This window comes from Serratia sp. FS14 (assembly GCF_000695995.1).
Lineage (GTDB): Bacteria > Pseudomonadota > Gammaproteobacteria > Enterobacterales > Enterobacteriaceae > Serratia > Serratia nematodiphila.
In genome coordinates, this window is record NZ_CP005927.1 from 238,451 (window position 1) to 256,383 (window position 17,933).

The 17,933-nt window shown below is 63.2% G+C and carries 18 protein-coding genes and 3 tRNA genes; 10 read left to right on the forward strand and 11 right to left on the reverse strand.

Translation table 11 applies throughout. The annotated features are described in order from the left end of the window. Positions 1–19 precede the first annotated feature (19 nt). Positions 20–1,060, forward strand: a complete 1,041-nt coding sequence (gene rsmC / locus L085_RS01055) for a 16S rRNA (guanine(1207)-N(2))-methyltransferase RsmC (RefSeq protein ID WP_044029732.1) — start codon at positions 20–22, stop codon at positions 1,058–1,060. A 52-nt stretch (positions 1,061–1,112) separates the two neighbouring features. Here the strand turns inward: rsmC and L085_RS01060 are convergent, their stop codons facing one another. After that, the gene (locus tag L085_RS01060; protein ID WP_044029733.1) at positions 1,113–2,105 is read right to left on the reverse strand and encodes an aldo/keto reductase; all 993 of its coding nucleotides are present in this window, start codon (positions 2,103–2,105) and stop codon (positions 1,113–1,115) included. A 118-nt stretch (positions 2,106–2,223) separates the two neighbouring features. Here L085_RS01060 and L085_RS01065 point away from each other — a divergent pair, with 118 nt between their 5' ends. The 4 genes from L085_RS01065 (at position 2,224) to L085_RS01080 (ending at position 3,579) form a co-directional block, all read left to right on the forward strand. Beyond that, entirely contained in the window at positions 2,224–3,168 is a 945-nt protein-coding gene (locus L085_RS01065; protein WP_044029734.1) for a LysR family transcriptional regulator, read from the forward strand. Between the two features lie 72 nt (positions 3,169–3,240). After that, positions 3,241–3,327 (forward strand) — tRNA-Leu (locus tag L085_RS01070). Between the two features lie 36 nt (positions 3,328–3,363). Continuing rightward, positions 3,364–3,450, forward strand: a tRNA-Leu gene (locus L085_RS01075). Between the two features lie 42 nt (positions 3,451–3,492). Continuing rightward, positions 3,493–3,579: transfer RNA gene (locus L085_RS01080), tRNA-Leu, on the forward strand. Positions 3,580–3,677: 98 nt separating this feature from the next. Here L085_RS01080 and L085_RS01085 read toward each other — a convergent pair. Continuing rightward, positions 3,678–3,962 carry a DUF1435 domain-containing protein gene (locus tag L085_RS01085; protein ID WP_033641783.1) on the reverse strand — a complete coding sequence of 95 codons (285 nt, stop codon included), beginning with the start codon at positions 3,960–3,962 and terminating at the stop codon, positions 3,678–3,680. Positions 3,963–4,220: 258 nt separating this feature from the next. Between L085_RS01085 and L085_RS01090 the strand changes: the two genes are divergently transcribed. Next, the gene (locus L085_RS01090; protein ID WP_044029735.1) at positions 4,221–5,300 is read left to right on the forward strand and encodes a GGDEF domain-containing protein; all 1,080 of its coding nucleotides are present in this window, start codon (positions 4,221–4,223) and stop codon (positions 5,298–5,300) included. 37 nt (positions 5,301–5,337) lie between these two features. On the opposite strand, the gene L085_RS01095 is transcribed toward L085_RS01090, so the two are convergent. Continuing rightward, positions 5,338–5,934 carry a TetR/AcrR family transcriptional regulator gene (locus L085_RS01095; protein ID WP_015376551.1) on the reverse strand — a complete coding sequence of 199 codons (597 nt, stop codon included), beginning with the start codon at positions 5,932–5,934 and terminating at the stop codon, positions 5,338–5,340. Between the two features lie 137 nt (positions 5,935–6,071). On the opposite strand from L085_RS01095, the gene L085_RS01100 reads away from it, so the two are divergent. Continuing rightward, positions 6,072–7,268, forward strand: coding sequence for an MFS transporter (locus L085_RS01100; protein WP_044029736.1), 1,197 nt, complete (start codon positions 6,072–6,074; stop codon positions 7,266–7,268). 10 nt (positions 7,269–7,278) lie between these two features. On the opposite strand, the gene L085_RS01105 is transcribed toward L085_RS01100, so the two are convergent. Further along, on the reverse strand, positions 7,279–8,190 hold the full coding sequence (locus L085_RS01105; RefSeq protein ID WP_044029737.1) for a LysR family transcriptional regulator: 912 nt from the start codon (positions 8,188–8,190) through the stop codon (positions 7,279–7,281). A gap of 108 nt (positions 8,191–8,298) precedes the next feature. Here L085_RS01105 and L085_RS01110 point away from each other — a divergent pair, with 108 nt between their 5' ends. Next, on the forward strand, positions 8,299–9,501 hold the full coding sequence (locus L085_RS01110; RefSeq protein ID WP_044029738.1) for an MFS transporter: 1,203 nt from the start codon (positions 8,299–8,301) through the stop codon (positions 9,499–9,501). Between the two features lies 1 nt (position 9,502). Here L085_RS01110 and fucP read toward each other — a convergent pair whose 3' ends face one another. The 7 genes from fucP to L085_RS01145 are packed head-to-tail and all read right to left on the reverse strand — an operon-like array spanning position 9,503 to position 15,664. Beyond that, a complete protein-coding gene (gene fucP / locus L085_RS01115; RefSeq protein ID WP_044029739.1) occupies positions 9,503–10,732 on the reverse strand; it encodes an L-fucose:H+ symporter permease in 1,230 nt (409 codons plus the stop codon). Between the two features lie 40 nt (positions 10,733–10,772). Beyond that, positions 10,773–11,132, reverse strand: coding sequence for an L-rhamnose mutarotase (locus L085_RS01120; RefSeq protein WP_015376547.1), 360 nt, complete (start codon positions 11,130–11,132; stop codon positions 10,773–10,775). Next, positions 11,129–11,905: an SDR family oxidoreductase gene (locus tag L085_RS01125; protein WP_044029740.1), complete on the reverse strand. Its 777-nt coding sequence runs from the start codon at positions 11,903–11,905 to the stop codon at positions 11,129–11,131. Before L085_RS01125 ends, L085_RS01120 begins: the two co-directional genes overlap by 4 nt. Next, complete coding sequence (locus L085_RS01130; protein ID WP_044029741.1) at positions 11,883–12,746, reverse strand: amidohydrolase family protein; 864 nt, start codon at positions 12,744–12,746, stop codon at positions 11,883–11,885. The genes L085_RS01125 and L085_RS01130 overlap by 23 nt, the downstream gene beginning before the upstream one ends. Before the next feature lie 14 nt (positions 12,747–12,760). Next, entirely contained in the window at positions 12,761–14,038 is a 1,278-nt protein-coding gene (locus L085_RS01135) for an L-fuconate dehydratase (RefSeq protein WP_044029743.1), read from the reverse strand. A 14-nt stretch (positions 14,039–14,052) separates the two neighbouring features. Then, on the reverse strand, positions 14,053–14,898 hold the full coding sequence (locus tag L085_RS01140; RefSeq protein ID WP_044029744.1) for a fumarylacetoacetate hydrolase family protein: 846 nt from the start codon (positions 14,896–14,898) through the stop codon (positions 14,053–14,055). A gap of 25 nt (positions 14,899–14,923) precedes the next feature. Next, positions 14,924–15,664 (reverse strand): SDR family oxidoreductase, encoded by a 741-nt coding sequence (locus tag L085_RS01145; RefSeq protein ID WP_015376542.1) that lies wholly within the window; start codon positions 15,662–15,664, stop codon positions 14,924–14,926. Positions 15,665–15,899: 235 nt separating this feature from the next. Between L085_RS01145 and L085_RS01150 the strand changes: the two genes are divergently transcribed. Continuing rightward, on the forward strand, positions 15,900–16,658 hold the full coding sequence (locus L085_RS01150; protein WP_044029745.1) for a FadR/GntR family transcriptional regulator: 759 nt from the start codon (positions 15,900–15,902) through the stop codon (positions 16,656–16,658). Between the two features lie 127 nt (positions 16,659–16,785). After that, positions 16,786–17,928, forward strand: a complete 1,143-nt coding sequence (gene ampH / locus L085_RS01155; protein WP_015376541.1) for a D-alanyl-D-alanine-carboxypeptidase/endopeptidase AmpH — start codon at positions 16,786–16,788, stop codon at positions 17,926–17,928. The last annotated feature ends 5 nt before the right edge of the window (positions 17,929–17,933 follow it).

A 17,933-nucleotide genomic window follows, 5' to 3' on the forward strand; every position in this document is an offset into this window, starting at 1 on the left:
TTCCAGGAGCCAATATCTGATGTCTGCATTAACCCCCGCCAGTGAAGTCATGCTGCGCCACAGTGATGAATTTATCGAACGCCGCGTGCTGTTTGCCGGCGACCTGCAGGACAGCCTGCCGGCCCAATTCGAGGCCGCGGACGTGCGCGTCCACACTCAGCAATACCATCACTGGCAGTTACTGAACCGGACGATGGGCGATAACGTGCAGTTCGGTTTGACCGTCGATCCCGCTTTCGTCGCCGACTGCGACACGCTGGTTTACTACTGGCCGAAGAGCAAGCAGGAAGCGCAATTCCAGCTGTGCAACCTGCTGGCGCTGCTGCCGGTGGGCGCGGACGTGTTCGTGGTCGGTGAAAACCGCAGCGGCGTGCGCAGCGCCGAGCCAACGCTGGAAGGCCACGTTGCGCTGGCGAAAATCGACAGCGCGCGCCGCTGCGGCCTGTATCACGGCCGCCTGGACGCGCAGACCGAGTTCGACCTGAACGAGTGGTGGGACAGCTATCAGTTGCACGATCTGGAAGTGAAAACGCTGCCGGGCGTGTTCAGCCGCGACGGTCTGGACGTCGGCAGCTCGCTGCTGCTGTCGACGCTGGAAAAACACATGAAAGGCAAGGTGCTGGACATCGGCTGCGGCGCCGGCGTGATGGCCTCGGTGATGGCCAAGCTGTCGCCGAAGGTGAAACTGACCCTCAGCGACGTCAATGCCGCCGCGGTGGAATCCAGCCGCGCAACGCTGGCCGCCAACGGCATCGAAGGCGAAGTGATCGTCAGCAACGTTTACTCCGATATCACCGGCCGTTTCGACATGATCATCTCCAACCCGCCGTTCCACGACGGGCTGCAGACCAGCCTGACCGCCGCCGAAACGCTGATCCGCGGCGCGGTGAAGCACCTGCCGATCGGCGGCCAGCTGCGCATCGTCGCCAACGCCTTCCTGCCCTACCCGGACATTCTGGACGCCACCTTCGGCAGCCACGAAGTGCTGGCGCAAAACGGCCGCTTCAAGGTGTACCAGGCGACCGTCGGCCGCCCGCCGCGCGCGCCGAAGAAGAAATAAGTTTCCGTTGGCGGAAAACGACAGAGCGCGGCCCGAGGCCGCGCGTTTTTTTTTAGCCGTTGATATAGGTCATCGACTCCGCGCCGTAGCGATCGCCGGCCGCCGCGCTCAGCGGGAACACCGCTTCTATCGCTGCCAGTTCAGTCGCGCTCAGCGCGATCTCCGCCGCGGCGACGTTCTCTTCCAGATAGCGCCGGCGTTTGGTGCCGGGGATCGGCACGATGTGCTCGCCCTGCGCCAACACCCAGGCCAGCGCCAGCTGTGAGGGTTTGACGCCCTTCTGCACCGCCAGCTCGCCCACCTTCTCCACCAGCGCCAGGTTGCGGGCGAAGTTTTCCCCCTGGAAGCGCGGGTTACTGCGGCGGAAATCGTCCTCGGCCAGATCCTCCGGCCGCCGGATAGCGCCGGTGAGGAAACCGCGCCCTAACGGGCTGTAGGGCACAAAGCCGATGCCCAGGCGCTCGCAGGCCGCCAGCACGCCCTGCTCGGCGTCGCGCGTCCACAGCGAATACTCGGTCTGCAGCGCGGTGATCGGATGCACCTTGTGCGCCCGCTCCAGCGTGGCGACCGACGCCTCGCTCAGGCCGATGTGACGGATCTTGCCTTCGCGGATCAGATCCGCCATCGTGCCCACGACGTCTTCGATCGGCACTTGCGGATCGACCCGGTGCTGATAATAGAGATCGATCTCCTCCACGCCCAAGCGCCGCAGGCTCCCCTCGACGGAGCGCCGGATATACTCAGGCCGGCTGCTGACGCCGCGCGCCGAAGGATCCGCCGGATCGCGCAGGATGCCGAACTTGGTGGCCAGGAACACCTGTTGCCGCTTGCCCCTGATCGCCTCCCCCACCAGCTCTTCGTTGGTGTGCGGCCCGTACATGTCGGCGGTGTCGAGCAGCGTGACGCCCAACTCCAGCGCCCGGTGCAGCGTGGCGATGGCTTCCTGCCGATCGGCGCCGGTGGAATAGAAGTCGCTCATGCCCATGCACCCCAGCCCCAGGGCGGAGACGACGGGACCGTTGGAACCGAGTTTACGTTGTTGCATTGTGCTGCCCTCATGCGGTGAATGGATAACGCAGCAAAGTCTGGTTGTTTACGCGACAAAGATAAATAATGCAGATTGCACATCACTGTTCAAAAATCACCAACAATCCGGAGTGGACATGGATCAGGTTCAAGCCATGCGCATTTTTACCCGCATCGTCGAACTGGGTAGCTTCAGCCGGGTGGCCGAACGCCTGCAGCTGCCGCGCGCCACGGTCAGCAACGCGCTGAAACGGCTGGAACAGCGGCTGGGCGTGCGCCTGCTGATCCGCACCACCCGCCAGGTGCAGGTGACCAGCGAAGGCAGTCTCTACTATCAACGCTGCGTACAGTTGCTGGGCGCGCTGGAGGAGGCGGACACGCTGTTCAGCCAGCATAAGCTGCAGCCGTCCGGCAAGGTGCGCATCGATATGCCCCATTCGCTGGCGCGCGAGGTGGTGATTCCGGCGCTGGACGACTTTTATCGGCGGTATCCCGACATCACGCTGGCGCTGGGCGCCAACGACACCCACGTCGATCTGTTGCGCGAAGGCGTGGACTGCGTGCTGCGCGCCTGGGAAACCGAAGACGACGGCCTGGCGGCGCGGCGCATCGCCCAACTGCCGCAGGTCACCTGCGCCTCCCCCGCTTATCTGCAGGCCCACGGCACGCCGCTTGACATCGATAGCCTGGAGCCGCATCGCGCGGTGGGGTATTTTTCACTGGCCAGCAACCGCGATTACCCGCTGGAATTCTGCCGCGGCGGCAAGCTGGAACTGCGCGAGCTGCCCGCCCAGCTCAGCGTCAGCGGCGCCGACGCCTACATCGCCGGCGCACGCGCCGGCATGGGCTTGATTCAGGCGGCGCGCTATTCGCTGGCGCCCTGGCTGAAACAGGGAGAGCTGGTGGAGGTGTTGGCGGACACGCCGCCTCCGCCAATGCCGATTTACATCATGTATCCGCCCGGCCGTTTCCTGGCGCCGCGGGTCAGGGTGTTGATTGATTGGCTGATTTGGCTGTTTGACCAGCAGAAAAGCGGCGATATGGCTGTTTTTCCAGCAAACGCCCGCAAAGCGGGGAAATAACTGTTGACGTGCCCGCCAAAATCTCTAGAATTCGCCTCCGTGGTAACGTTACTCCGGTAATGTTTCTGGAACGCGAAGGTGGCGGAATTGGTAGACGCGCTAGCTTCAGGTGTTAGTGTCCTTACGGACGTGAGGGTTCAAGTCCCTCTCTTCGCACCAAATAACCACATGATTTATATTGCACTCAGCATCGATGCGAAGGTGGCGGAATTGGTAGACGCGCTAGCTTCAGGTGTTAGTGTTCTTACGGACGTGAGGGTTCAAGTCCCTCTCTTCGCACCAAGCTGGCGACGTAATATAAATCAAAGCAACAACATCGACTGTGCGAAGGTGGCGGAATTGGTAGACGCGCTAGCTTCAGGTGTTAGTGTCCTTACGGACGTGAGGGTTCAAGTCCCTCTCTTCGCACCAATTGATGATCTCTCCGGTAGTTACTTCGAAAAAATCCCAACGCATTGATGATAAACACGCTTAAGCGTGGTTTTGCCGTTTCTGGCGTTTCTGGCGTTTCACCCAAAGCTGAAGTTGAGGCTGACTGCCGCCAGGCCGCCCGCCAGCGCCATGCAGGAAGGCAACAGCAGATAGTGGCGCAGCCGGCTGTTGAACAACATGACCAGCGTGGCCAACATCGCTATCACGATCAGGGTGCGCAACTGCACCATATCCAGGTCGATCAAGGCCAGCAGCGGCATCAGCGCACAAGGCAGCAAAACGCCCCAGGCGCTGGCCAGGCGATCCCCGAGGCACCAACTGACGCCCCACAGCCCGCACGCGGCAATCATGGCGGTAAGCATGACACCCCCTTCAAGTGATAATGATAACCAATATCATATAACACTTTTTTGGCCGCCGCATCATTTTCACTGCGCTGACCAAACCCAGATGACACCAGCATGAAAAAATGATAATTTGACATAAGAAAATTCCTAGTCCTGTTTGCATGATAATAATCACAATCCTCAACCATGCAATTCAAGTGGATATTCGCGCCAAAGGAATGCTTCTCAACCTTAATTATTCGACAGAACGACTTTGCAAAGAGTGACCTCCGTATGAACGCCCGTTCTTATCAGGAATTACTGAACAGCAAGCAGCGCCTGGCATTATTTCTTTTTTTGGTAATGAATGCCGCCTCTTCCGTATTTACATTATTGTTCCCTTTTAGGGATACGCCCGCATTTACCCTACCTTTATTATGTATACCGCTATTTTGTCTGGTAGCGGCGCTATTTTCCCTGCAAACGCCACGTAAATATTTGTGCAAACTCAACCTGTTCGCCAGCGTACTTGGCCTGCTCTGGGCCGCACATATTTACGTTAAAAGTCAACATTGCCTACCGAATAACCAAGATTTTTTATTAATTAGTTTGTTTAGCATCTTTTTTATCAGCGCTATTTCTCTGACGGATAACTTTACCGCCTTTTGTTTACACGCCGTACCTTCCGCAATGATGATCCTGGCTCTAGACGGCATGCATAATACCCTGCGGATATTATTCACCACGCTATTACCTATTATCGCTTTCTCCATTCACCACCTGATGTTGAAACGCAGTGAAATCTTTACCCACGCGCTGGTGGCCAACCTGTATAACGAGCGGGACAAATTCAATAATTTGAGCATGCTCGATCCCCTGACCGGCCTTTATAACCGACGTGGTCTGGAGAATAAGATCACTATGCTGCTGGAACCGCAAACCGGCCACCATTACGTGCTATTGCTGGATATCGACCACTTCAAGGTCTACAACGACAGCTACGGCCACGCCATGGGCGATCGGGCTTTGGTGCAGGTGGCGGTCGCCATCCGCGATGCGGTGCGTTCGCGCGATATCGTGGTGCGTTACGGCGGGGAAGAGTTTTTGGTGCTGCTGACCAACGTGCACGAAGGCTACGCGGCGCAGCTGGCCGAGCGGGTGCGCCAACGCGTGGCGGAACTGAACATTCCGCACGGCGCCAGCCCGCAGCACAGCGGCACGCTGACGCTTAGCGCCGGCATCTCCGCGCTGGAAAAACTGGACATCGAATCGGCGATAGGCGCAGCCGACGCCGCGCTCTATCTGGCGAAACACAGCGGCCGCAACAATATCCAGCTGGCGCAAAACGTCCAGCCCGTCGTCATTCACCCTTAAGCCGCCGCCGAAACGGCGCGGCGGCCGCCAGTAAAACTTAAGCAGAGGTGGAACGCAGCCCGTTCAACAACAGGTTCAAACTGGCCAAGGCCTGCTCCAGCGCCACGTCTTTTTCCGGCTGATGGGCGACCCACAGCGCAGCATCCATCAGGCCGCCATTGATTAAATGCGCCAGCGCTTCCGGTTCGGCGGTAGCGATACGCCGCTGCGCCATCAACGCCTGTAAGGCCCCCGTCATCCAGGTGATGCAACCCAGTTTGCTGGCCTGCAGATAGTCGGCTCCCAGCACCGAGGGCGAATCGCGCAACAGAATGCGCTGCGATTGCGGCTCCGTCATCATGATCAGATAACCGCGGCAACGCCCCGCGAAGGCCTCCCAGTCATCTGGCGTGCTCGCGGTAATGTCGGCCAGGCGCGCATCCATTTCGGCGTCGATTTCCTGCACGACGGCCAAAAACAATCCCTTCTTGTCGCCAAAATGGTGATAGAGCGCACCGCGCGTCATACCGGCTTGCGCAGTAAGCTCATCCATCACCGTCTCGGCATACCCCACGCCACCGAACTGCTGACGGGCGGCCGCCACCAGCTTACGCCGGGTTTCTTCAATCATTTCTGTGCGCGCTTTACGTGCCATGGATTCACTCCCGTCTCGCCATTGATGACGTTATAATTGACATACGCCATGTATGTCAATTAACGTAACATACGTGGCGTATGTCAATGATGGGCATTGCGCGAATACCGAGCCGCCAACATTCAGGAGCCCTATTCATGGCAAATCCTTATTTCACACTGTTCAGCGCACCGGGCAGCAAGGCGTTTTCCTCTGCCGGGTTGATCGCGCGCCTGCCGATCTCAATGACCGGTATCGGCATCATCACCATGCTTTCGCAGGTACACGGCTCCTATTGGCTGGCGGGTGCGGTGGCGGCGACATTCGCCTTTTCCATGGCGCTGCTCGCGCCGCAAATCGCACGCGCGGCGGACCGCTACGGCCAAAGTCGCGTGCTGCCCTACGCCACCGGGGTCAGCGCACTCGCCCTGTTGCTGCTGCTGATCTGCACCCACTATCGGGCGCCGGACTGGACGCTGTTCGTCTTCGCCGCGCTCGCGGGCGGCATGCCCAGCATCTCCGCGATGGTCAGAGCCCGCTGGAGCGAAATTTATCGCGGCACGCCGCAGCTGCACACGGCGTTTTCATTCGAGTCGGTGTTGGATGAGGTCGCCTTTATCGTCGGCCCGCCGATCGCCGTGGGGCTCAGCGTTGCGCTCTTCCCTGAGGCCGGCCCTCTGGCGGCCGCGCTGCTTCTGGTGGCGGGCGTTTCGGCATTCGCCTGGCAAAAAAGCACTCAGCCCCCGGTTTATCCCCGCAATAACCAGCGGCAGCGCGCCATCCTGGCCATGCCGTCGATGCAGATCCTGGTGCTGGCGCTGATCGCGCTGGGCACCATCGTCGGCACCGTGGACGTCATCAGCGTGGCCTTCGCCGAGCAGCAGGGGCAGCCGGCCGCCGCCAGCATCGTGCTGTCGGTTTACGCAGGCGGCTCCTGCCTCGCCGGGCTGATTTTCGGCGCAATAAAGCTGCCGTCCCCATTGCCTCGGCAGTTCTTATACGCCGCCTTCGCCACCGCACTCACCACGCTGCCGCTGCTGTGGGTGCACAATGTCTTAACGCTGGCGGCGGCGATGTTTGTCGCCGGACTGTTTTTCGCGCCGACCATGATCGTCGCCATGGGGTTGGTTGAACGCCTCGTGCCGCCTTCACGCTTGACGGAAGGATTGACCTGGATGGTGACCGGCCTGGGGGTTGGCGTGGCGCTCGGCGCCGCCTTGGCGGGACTGGCGATCGATGCGGTGGGGATCAAGGCCGGCTTTGGCGTCACGCTCACGGCCGGCCTGGTCGTACTGCTGGTGGCGGCCGGCGGCTATCGCTTAATGCGGCGAACGCTGGCCGTGCAAGCGGCATGAACCGCTCGCGCTAGGCGCTTTCCCAAATCGCCTTGCCCTGCCAGCGCCGTTCGATCGCCGCCAGAAACAGTTTCACCTTGGGGGTGAGGTGGCGCCGGCTGGGATAGACGGCGCAGATCGGCGGCCCCGGGCGACAATAGCGCTCCAGCACCGGCACCAGCGTGCCGGCCGCAATCTGCTCGCCGACCAGAAACGCTCCTACCTGACACAGACCAGCCCCGGCGACGGCCGCATCCCGCAATGCCTCGACGTTGTTGAAACGCATCCGGCCGCGCACCGGCTGTTCGTGCAGTTGGCCGTTAACCCGATAGCGCCAGGGCGCCGGCAATCCCTGGTGGCTGAAGATCAGCGTCTCGTGATCGCTCAACGCCTCCGGTTTCGCAGGCGTGCCGTAGCGCGCCAGATAGTCCGGCGCCGCGCAGGTGATCAGGCGATGCGGCGCGAGCACCCGCCGCACCAGCCGACTGTCGTCGCTGCCGCCGACGCGGATCGCCACATCGATGCCGTCGCGCACCAAATCGCTGTAATCGTCGGAGAAGCTGACGTCTGCGTCCACCTCCGGCCACTGCGCCAAAAATTCCCGCAGAATCGGCAAAATATGCAACCGGCCCAACGAGACCGGCACATCCAGCCGCAGCCGTCCGCGCGGGGTTTGCCGCCGCGTATTGAGCGCCGTTTCCGCCTCTTCGGCCTGCGACAGGATGCGCTGCGCATACTCGTAAAACACCGCGCCGTCTTCGGTCAGGCTGACGCTACGCGTGGTGCGCTGCAGCAGCCGGGTCGCCAATCGCGCCTCCAATCGGGTCACGCATTTGCCCGCCGCCGATCGGGAGATGCCCAGTCTCTCAGCCGCCAGCGTGAAGCTGCAGGCGTCGGCGACGCGAATGAATACCAGCAGGTCGGTCAGGTTATCCAACGGCATAGACGGTAAATTAGCCACGATTTTTCCCCAATGTTGCGCATTCAGGCCAGTTTATCAGCCATTTTGGCGCGGATACACTGAGGTTCTTCATCTGTTGGGAGAGTCATTATGAGTGCCTTACACGCCGACGGCGGCGCAAAAGCGTGGCTGGCGACCTTCGCGGTCGGCCTTTCCACCTTTACCGTCGTCACCGCAGAAATGCTGCCCGTCGGGCTGCTGACCCCGATCGTCAGCACCCTGAACGCATCGATCGGCCGCGCCGGGCTGCTGATTTCCCTGCCGGCCCTGTTCGCCGCGCTGTTCGCCCCGCTGGTGGTGCTGGGCGCCCGGCGCACGGACCGCCGCAGCCTGCTGGCGGGCTTTCTGCTGCTGCTGATCGCCGCCAACCTGCTGGCCGCCGCCGCCACCTCCCTGGCCCTGCTGTTCGCCGCGCGCATCCTGCTGGGTTTTTGCATCGGCGGTATCTGGGCCATCGCCGGCGGGCTGGCGGAACGCCTGGTGCCGCCGGCCTCCGTCGGATTGGCGCTGTCCGTCATCTTCGGCGGCGTAGCGGCGGCCTCGGTGTTCGGCGTGCCGCTCGGGGTATTCCTCGGCGAAGCGCTGGGCTGGCGCCTGGCGTTTCTGGCGGTCGCCGTTCTGGCGGCGCTGACCCTGCTGCTGCTGGTGTGCGTGCTGCCGCCGCTGCCGGTCACGCAGGAAATCGGCTGGCGGTCATTCACCGCGCAGCGCGCGAATCGCCGGCTGCTGACCGGGCTGCTGCTGACGTTTTTGCTGGTCGCCGGTCACTTTATGGCTTACACCTTTGTCCGTCCGCTGCTGCAGACGGTCTCCGGTATCGAGAGCCGCTGGGTGGGGCCGCTGCTGTTCGCCTACGGCGTCGCCGGCCTCGTCGGGAATTTCATCGCCGGCCAGGCCGCCGCCAAACGGCTGCGCCGCACCCTGGCGCTGATCGCCCTCGGGCTGGCGCTCGCCGTCCTGCTGCTGCCGCTGCTGGGCCACGCGCCGCTGAGCGGCGGCGCCTTCCTGCTGCTGTGGGGCATCGCCTACGGTGGCGTTTCCGTTGCGCTGATGGCGTGGATGCTCAAGGCGGCGCCCGATGCGGCCGAGGTCGCCTCTTCGCTGTATATCGCGCTGTTTAACCTGGCGATTTCCTGCGGTTCACTGGTGGGCGGGCTGGTGGTGGATGCCGGCGGCCTGACGATAAACGGCGCGCTGTCCGGCCTGGTGCTGCTGCTGGCGTTGGCCATCCTGATGGGAACCCGGCGGCAGATGCCGAAAGCGGCGGCGAAAGCCGATTCGCCGCCGGGGTGAATCAGGCGCGGCGCTGCCGCAGGCCGTAAACCAGCACCACCACGAAGCACAGCAGCGGTAGCAGATAAGAGAGCGCGGTGCTGTAACGGTCGGCCAGCGCCCCCATAAAGTAAGGCATGATGGCGCCGCCGACGATCGCCATGATCATAAAGGAGCTGGCGCGCTTGGTGTGTTTACCCAAATTTTTCACCCCCAGGGCGAAAATGGTCGGGAACATGATCGACATAAAGAAGAACACCGCGATCAGCGCCACCACCGATACGCCGTCGACGCTCAGCATCACCACGCCGCACAGCGCGATGTTGATCAGCGCATAGACCGCCAGCAGCGTCGCCGGTTTGACTCGCCCCATCAGCCAGGTGCTGAAGAAGCGCCCGACCATAAAGCAGATCATGGCGATCGACAGCAGGTAAGAGGCGTTCTGGTTAGACACCTCGCGCCAGTGCTCGGTGGCGTAGTTGATGAAGAACGCCCCCACGCCCACCTGCGCCGCCACGTAGAAGAACTGTGTGATAACCCCGCCGACGAAATGCGGATGCTGCCACAATCCCTGCGCTATCACGCCGTGCACCGGTTTTTCCTCTTCGCGGATCGCCGGCAGCCGGGTGCGGCTGAACAACAGCGCGATCAGCAACACCAGCGCGGCGATCGCCACATAGGTCATCTTCACCGCGCTCTGATCGCCGTCGCCGGCGGACTGGCCGGCGGAGAAGAACAGCGTGCCGCCGATCAGCGGGCCGATAAACTGCCCGAGGCCGTTGAACGACTGCGCCAGGTTGAGCCGCCGTTCGGCGCCCTGCGCGTCGCCCAGCACCGTGGCGTACGGGTTGGCCGCCGTTTCCAGGCAGCCCAGGCCGCTGGCGATAACGAACAGCGCAAACAGGAATACGCCGAAGCTGTTGGCCGATGCCGCCGGCACGAACAGCAGCGCCCCCAGCGCGTACAGGCACAGCCCGACCAGAATGCCCGCCTTATAACCCTTGCGATCCATAAAGTACCCGGCGGGCAGCGCCACCAGGAAATAGGCGCCGAAGTAGGCCGCCTGCAGCAGCCCCGACTGCGCCTTGGTGACGTGCAACGTCTCCTGAAAATGTTTGTTTAATACGTCCAGCAGGCCGTAGGACAGCCCCCACATGAAGAACAGGCTGGTGACCAGGATAAAGGCCCAGCGCAGATTGGCGGTCACGGGGACGCCCGGCTGCGCGGAGGCCGCACTTTTTTCAGCAAGCATGGTGATACCCTCGTATCGTCTGGCGATGATGATGTTGGCGTTATTGCTGTTGCAGAGAGAAAATCCGCGCCATTTCCACCCATTTTTCGCCCTGCGGCGTCCAGGGGGTGGCGGCCTGGTAGTGCCACATCAGCGCTTCCCATCGCTGCACTTCGGGGTTGTTCAGGCTGGCGGCGTCAAAACGCGCGGCGTCGAAATCGGCGCTGACCTCCACGATCATGAACAGCCGGGTGCCCAACCGGTAAATTTCCATGTCCAGAATGCCGTGCTCGCGCAAATGCGCGGCGATGCCCGGCCAAATGCGCTGATGATGCTGCTGGTACTCCGCAATCAGCGCCGGTGAGTCAATCAGATCGAGCGCCTGGCAGAAACGGCGCCGCCCTGCCGCCGCGCCGCTCACGTCAGCGCCCGATCGAGATGCAGGTAGCCGCCGTCCACCGACAGCCACTGCCCGGTGGTGTGCGATGACCGCGACGACAGCAGAAACGCCACGGTGTCGGCGATCTCCTGCGGCGTGGTCATGCGTTGCCCGAGCGGGATGCGCGCGGTGATTTTCTCCATCTGCCGCTGCGGCTCGGCGAAGGTGTTGAGCCAGCGCTGGTACTGCGGGGTTATCACCTCCGCCGGCACCACCGCGTTCACCCGCACCCCGTCATGGCGCAGCGATACCGCCCATTCGCGCGTCAGCGCCAGCACCGCGCCCTTGGCGGCGGTGTAGCCGCTGGTGCCGCCCTGGCCGCTGAGCGCGGTCTTGGAGGCGATGTTGACGATGGCGCCCCGGCTCTCCCGCAGCGCCGCCTGGCACAGGTGCGCCATCAGGTAGTAATGCACCAGGTTCTTTTCCAGCGAGCCGACGAACGCTTCGCGCCCCGCCTCCAGCCCGACGCCGTCATTGACCCCGGCGTTATTCACCAGTCCGTCGATGCGGCCGAAGGTCGCCAGCGTCTGGCTGACCGCCCGGCGGCAGGCCGCCTCGTCGCACAATTCGGTGAGTATCACCCCGGTGCGCGGCTGCAGCCGCTGCAAATCGGCCAGCAGCGCCGCCTCCGGCGCGGCGTTGGTGACCAGCACCGGGATCGCCCCTTCCTCGGCCAGCACATGAGAAATCGCCGCGCCAATGCCGGAACCGCCGCCGGTAACCAACACCACCTTATCTTGCAGATACAGATCCATAACCAGACTCCGTTAAACCGTAAATTCGCCAGGCGGTGCCGCCCCAAATCGCCGCCTGTTCGGCGGCCCCCAGCGTCGCCAGCGCCTGTTCGCACAGTTGCACCACCTGGCGGTAGTCGCCGGCCAACAGGCACACCGGCCAGTCGGAGCCGAACATCAGCCGCTGCGGGCCGAAAGCCTCCAGCGCGGCGTCGAAGAACGGCAGCAGCTCCTCCGCCCGCCACCGGCCGCCCGGCGCCTCGGTGATCAGCCCCGAGAGCTTGCAGGCCACGTGCGGCAGCGCCGCCAGCGGCCGGATTTGCTGCGCCCAGTGCCGCGCGCCGCGGGCGATGTCCGGCTTGCCGAGGTGATCCAGCACCAGCCAGTGCTCGTCATGGCGGGCGGCGAACGCCGCCGCGGCCGCCAGATCCCGGTGCGTCACCAGGATCTCGTACACATACCCGGCGCGCTGCAGCGTTTGCATGCCGCGTTCCACCTCCGGCCGCGCCAACCAGGCCGCCGGATCCGCTTCGTCCTGCACCTGATGGCGCACCCCGCGCAGCGCGCGATAAGGCCGCAAAGTTTCCAGACGCTGCGCCAGCTGTGGCGAAGCGATATCCAGCCACCCCACCACGCCGCATACGCCCTCGCTCTGCTCAGCCAGCGCCAGCAAGGCCAGCGTCTCTTCCTCGCTGGGGCGTGCCTGCACCGCCAGCGCGCTGTCGAAACCGTGTTCCTGCAACAGCGGCCGCAGCCGGGGCGGATCGAAATCCTGCCGCAGCACGCGCATCCGCTCGTCGATCCACGGGTAATGCTGCGGGTGGTAGCGCCAGTAGTGCTGGTGAGCGTCGATGCGCGGCATGCGATCCTCCCGCTTCACCCGCGGAACCGATACTGCTCGATCGACGCCGGATGCATCTCGATCGAGTAACCGGGCCGGCTCGGCGGCATGTAGGCCGCGCCGTTGATCACGCAGGGATCGACAAAGTGTTCATGCAGATGATCGACGTACTCGATCACCCGGCCTTCGTGGGTGCCGGCGATGCACAGGAAGTCGATCATCGACAGGTGCTGCACGTATTCGCACAGCCCGACGCCGCCGGCGTGCGGGCAGACCGGCAGCTGGTATTTGGCCGCCATCAGCATCACCGCCAACACTTCGTTGACGCCGCCGAGGCGACAGGCGTCGATCTGCACCACGTCCACCGCGCCGCGCATGATGAACTGCTTGAACATGATCCGGTTCTGGCACATCTCGCCGGTAGCCACCTTGACCGGCGCCACCCCTTCGCGGATGCGGCGATGCCCTTCCACGTCGTCCGGGCTGGTCGGCTCTTCGATAAACCAGGGCTTGGCGAACGCCAGATGTTTCACCCACGGAATGGCTTCATCGACTTCCCACACCTGGTTGGCGTCGATCATCAGCCGGCGATCCGGGCCGATCACCTCGCGGGCGATGCGCACCCGGCGGATGTCGTCTTCCAGATCGCGCCCGACCTTCAGCTTCAGGTAGGAGAAACCGGCGTCGACCGCTTCCTGGCACAGGCGGCGCAGCTTGTCGTCCGGATAACCCAGCCACCCTGCCGAAGTGGTGTAGCAGGGATACCCTTCCTGCAGCAGCCGTTCCAGGCGGCGTTCTTTGCCCTCGGCCCGCTGCTTGAGCAGCGCCAGCGCTTCCTGCGGCGTGATGCAGTCGGTGATGTAACGGAAGTCGATGCAGCGCACCAGCTCCTCCGGCGTCATCTCTGCCACCAGCCGCCATACCGGCTTGCCGACCGATTTGGCCCACAGATCCCACACCGCGTTGACCACCGCGCCGGTCGCCAGGTGAATGGCGCCCTTGTCCGGCCCGATCCAGCGCAGCTGGCTGTCGCTGGTGAAGCGCCGCCAGAAGGCGCCCATGTCAGCGGCGATATCCTCCAGCCGCTCGCCGACGATCTGATGCTCCAGCGCGCGGATCGCCGCGCAGCAGATCTCGTTGCCGCGCCCGATGGTGAACGTCAGCCCGTGGCCGCTGAGATCCGCGCGATCGGTCTCCAGGATCACGTAGGCGGCGGAATAGTCGGGATCCGGATTCATGGCGTCGGATCCGTCCAGCCCCAGCGACGTGGGGAAACGAATGTCTTCAACCCGCAGTGCGGTAATGGTGGTCATGGCGGCGCTCCCGGTTAAGCCTGTACGGTTTGCTGGCGCTGTTCGCCCAGCCCTTCGATGCCCAGACGCATCGTCTGGCCCGCCCGCAGGTAGATGGGCTGCGGTTTCTGCCCCATGCCGACGCCCGGCGGCGTGCCGGTGGAGATCACGTCGCCCGGCTGCAGGCTCATAAAGCGGCTGAGGTAGCTGACGATCTGCGGAATGCGGAAGATCATGGTGCTGGTGTTGCCGTCCTGATAGCGCTTGCCGTCCACCTCCAGCCACAGGTTCAGGCTGTGCGGATCGGCGATCTCGTCGGCGGTCACCAGCCAGGGCCCGATCGGCCCGAAGGTGTCGCAGCCTTTGCCCTTGTCCCAGGTGCCGCCGCGCTCAATTTGATATTCGCGTTCTGAGACGTCGTTGATCACGCAATAACCGGCGACGTGGCGCATCGCGTCCGTTTCGCTGATGTAGCGCCCGCCCAGGCCGATCACCACGCCCAGCTCCACTTCCCAGTCGGTTTTCTGCGAGCCGCGCGGGATCTCCACCCGGTCGTAGGGGCCGACCACCGCGCTGGTCCATTTGTTGAACACCACCGGTTCTTCAGGAATGGCCGCGCCGGTTTCCGCCGCGTGATCGGCGTAGTTCAGGCCGATGCAGATAAACTTGCCGATGCCGCCGACACAGGCGCCGAGGCGCGGCTGCCCCTCGACCAGCGGCAGCGCGGCGCTGTCCAGCGCGCGCAGTTTGGCGAGCGATGCCGGCAATAACGCGGCGCCGCCCACGTCGGCGATATGCTGCGACAGATCGCGCAGGCGACCTTGCGCATCCAACATCCCGGGGCGCTCTTGCCCGGGTTCCCCGTAACGTAAAAGTTTCATGCGTTCCTCTCTCAAAAATGGCGGCTCAGTTGCTCCAGCCGCCGTCGATGATCTGCACCGTGCCGGTGGTGTACGAACTGGCGTCGGAGGCCAGATACAGCGCCAACTGGGCGATCTCCTCGGTGGTGCCGATGCGCCCGATCGGCTGACGGGCGACGAACGCCTGATACACCTCTTGCTCGCTGCGCCCCTGTTCGCGCGCCTGCTCATTGATGCGCTGGCGCAGCGACGGCGATTCCACCGTGCCGGGGCAAATGGCGTTGCAGCGGATGCCCTGGGTGACGTAATCCGCCGCCACCGAGCGCGTCAGGCCGATCACCGCCGCCTTGCTGGCGCCGTAGGCGAAGCGGTTCGGCACCCCTTTCACGCTCGAAGCCACCGAGGACATGTTGATGATCGAGCCTTTGCCGCGCGCCAACATGCCCGGCAGGAAAGCGCGGATCATGCGGAACATCGCGGTCACGTTGAGATCGAGCGCGAACGCCCACTGATCTTCGCTGCAATCGAGGATCGATCCGCTGTGCACCACGCCTGCGCAGTTGAACAGCACATCGATCGGGCCGATCGCCTCCGCCGCCGCCGCGATGGCGGCCGGATCGGTGACGTTCAGCGCCAGCGCGCGGATCCCGGCGCAGCCCTGCAGGCGCTCGAGGTTGATGTCGCTGGCGATCACTTCGGCGCCGGCGGCGGCGAACAGCCTGGCGGTGGTAAAACCGATCCCTTGCCCGGCGGCGGTGATCAGTACGCGTTTCCCGGTTAAATCCATCTTGACTCCTCGGCCTAAAGGTCTAATGGTCAGGCCACTAAGGGCGATTAAAGGTCAGGCCTCTAACATGACAAAAGACGCTTTACGCGTTATCGTTGGGGGAATAAGTTAATAAAACAGCCTTGAAACCACATTTCAATTAACCATTTTTTTACACTTGAATAACGATTACTCAAGCGCCTTGTCGCATAATTGTGCGCCAAATCACTGAACGCCGAATCGTCAAAGGTCAAAAATGCCGATTACCCGACTGGAAAACCCAAGGATTTACAGACAGATAGCCGACCAGCTCAAACGTCTTATCGAGAATAACGAATTTCCGCCTGGCAGCCGCCTGCCCTCGGAGCGCGATCTCGCCCAGCAATTGCAGGTCAGCCGCGCATCGGTGCGCGAGGCGCTGATCGCATTGGAAGTGATCGGCCTGGTGGACGTCAAAGTGGGCAACGGGGTGATCGTGCGTTCGCAAACGCCACCGGCGGCGTCGCAGGAATCGGTGATGGCTCAGGCCGGCCGCAACCAGTGGGCGGAGATCGACGACGAACTGAATATCGAGCTGGATTTCAACGCCGAGCTGCCGCCGTTTTCACTGCTGCAAACCCGCCTGCTGATTGAACCGGAGACCGCCGCGCTGGCCGCGCGCCACGCCACCGACGAGGAGCTGGCGGGCATCCGCGCCGCCTATGAGCAGAACTGCCGCGATAACCGCGCCGGCTCCGCCACCCACCCCGGCGATCGGCTGTTCCACATCCGCATCGCCCAGGCCAGCGGCAACCCGGCTTACGCGTTCATCATCGGCCATCTGCTCGGCCACCGCTACGGCAGCATGTTCCGCGTGCTGCAGCGCCACTATACGCCGGACGACATGCCGCACCGCTCCGAGCTGGAACACCGGGCGATCCTGGCGGCGATCGAAGCGCGCAATGTGCGCGGCGCCCGCAAGGCGATGAAGGCGCACCTGGACGAAGTGATCGCCATTTTCGCCCGCGCGCAGTAAGCCGCCGGCGGTTAAAAAAATTTTATCGCCACCGCTCTTTTTTCTACATGCAGCGGGGGGGCGGGCGCATTACACTGGGCGATGGATTACGCCCTTTCCCGCTGCATTGTTAAATGGATAACGACCGTTGAAGAACTCTGTCTCCGCTTTATTGCTGGCGCTGGGCCTGTGCGCCGCGCCGCTGGCCGTGCAGGCCGCGCCCCCGCAGCTGGCTTCGCAAATCGTCGACCAGTATGCCGAACATATTTTCTACAACAGCGGCGCCACCGGCATGGCGCTGGTGGTGATCGACGGCAATCAGGTGGTTAACCGCAGCTTCGGCGACACCAAGCCCGGCAACAACCTGCGCCCGCGCCCGGATTCGCTGATCCGCATCGCCTCGATCACCAAGCTGATGACCAGTGAAGTGATGGTGAAAATGGCGGCGGCAGGCCAGGTCAAGCTGACCGACCCGCTGCGCAAGTACGCTCCCAAGGGCGCCTATGTGCCGTCTTACAACGCCGGCCAGCCGATCACGTTATTGAACCTGGCGACCCACACCAGCGCGCTGCCGCGCGAGCAGCCGGGCAAAAAGCCGCCGAAAACGCCGGTGTTCACCTGGCCGACCAAGGCTCAGCGCTGGCAATGGCTGGCGCATGCCAACGTCACGGTGCCGCCGGGCGTACGCGCCGCGTATTCCAACCTGGCGTACGATCTACTGGCCGACGCGCTCTCGCGCGCCGCGGGCAAGCCTTACAGCGCGCTGCTGAAAGAGAAAATCACCGCGCCGCTCGGCATGGTCGACACCACGTTGACGCCGAGCCCCGAACAGTGCTCGCGCCTGATGGTGGCGGCGGCCGGCCCGAGCGCCTGTCGCGACACCACCGCCGCAGCCGGCAGCGGCGGCGTCTACTCCACCCCGCGCGACATGCAGCGCTGGATGCAGCAGTTCCTCTCCTCCAGCGCCAGCGGCCCGCGCAAAGCCACCGCCGCCAGCGAGCAAACCATGTACTTCCAGCGCCACGATCTGGTGTCGCTGAAGGGCATGGACGTGCCGGGGCAAGCGGATGCATTGGGATTGGGCTGGGTGTATATGGCGCCGAAGGACGGGCTGCCGGGCATCATTCAGAAGACCGGCGGCGGCGGCGGATTCATTACCTACATGGCGATGATCCCGGCGAAAAACGTCGGGGTGTTCGTGGTGGTGACCCGTTCGGAGCTGAGCAAGTTCACCAACATGAGCGATCCGGTCAACCGCCTGGTGAGCGATCTGGCGGCCAACAAGAGTTGAGATGA

Excerpts from the sequence above, each read along its gene's own strand:
- rsmC (WP_044029732.1), top strand. The coding sequence starts at position 20 with ATGTCTGCATTAACCCCCGCCAGTGAAGTCATGCTGCGCCACAGTGAT.
- L085_RS01060 (WP_044029733.1), bottom strand. The coding sequence starts at position 2,105 with ATGCAACAACGTAAACTCGGTTCCAACGGTCCCGTCGTCTCCGCCCTG.
- L085_RS01065 (WP_044029734.1), top strand. The coding sequence starts at position 2,224 with ATGGATCAGGTTCAAGCCATGCGCATTTTTACCCGCATCGTCGAACTG.
- L085_RS01085 (WP_033641783.1), bottom strand. The coding sequence starts at position 3,962 with ATGCTTACCGCCATGATTGCCGCGTGCGGGCTGTGGGGCGTCAGTTGG.
- L085_RS01090 (WP_044029735.1), top strand. The coding sequence starts at position 4,221 with ATGAACGCCCGTTCTTATCAGGAATTACTGAACAGCAAGCAGCGCCTG.
- L085_RS01095 (WP_015376551.1), bottom strand. The coding sequence starts at position 5,934 with ATGGCACGTAAAGCGCGCACAGAAATGATTGAAGAAACCCGGCGTAAG.
- L085_RS01100 (WP_044029736.1), top strand. The coding sequence starts at position 6,072 with ATGGCAAATCCTTATTTCACACTGTTCAGCGCACCGGGCAGCAAGGCG.
- L085_RS01105 (WP_044029737.1), bottom strand. The coding sequence starts at position 8,190 with ATGCCGTTGGATAACCTGACCGACCTGCTGGTATTCATTCGCGTCGCC.
- L085_RS01110 (WP_044029738.1), top strand. The coding sequence starts at position 8,299 with ATGAGTGCCTTACACGCCGACGGCGGCGCAAAAGCGTGGCTGGCGACC.
- fucP (WP_044029739.1), bottom strand. The coding sequence starts at position 10,732 with ATGCTTGCTGAAAAAAGTGCGGCCTCCGCGCAGCCGGGCGTCCCCGTG.
- L085_RS01125 (WP_044029740.1), bottom strand. The coding sequence starts at position 11,905 with ATGGATCTGTATCTGCAAGATAAGGTGGTGTTGGTTACCGGCGGCGGT.
- L085_RS01130 (WP_044029741.1), bottom strand. The coding sequence starts at position 12,746 with ATGCCGCGCATCGACGCTCACCAGCACTACTGGCGCTACCACCCGCAG.
- L085_RS01135 (WP_044029743.1), bottom strand. The coding sequence starts at position 14,038 with ATGACCACCATTACCGCACTGCGGGTTGAAGACATTCGTTTCCCCACG.
- L085_RS01140 (WP_044029744.1), bottom strand. The coding sequence starts at position 14,898 with ATGAAACTTTTACGTTACGGGGAACCCGGGCAAGAGCGCCCCGGGATG.
- L085_RS01145 (WP_015376542.1), bottom strand. The coding sequence starts at position 15,664 with ATGGATTTAACCGGGAAACGCGTACTGATCACCGCCGCCGGGCAAGGG.
- L085_RS01150 (WP_044029745.1), top strand. The coding sequence starts at position 15,900 with ATGCCGATTACCCGACTGGAAAACCCAAGGATTTACAGACAGATAGCC.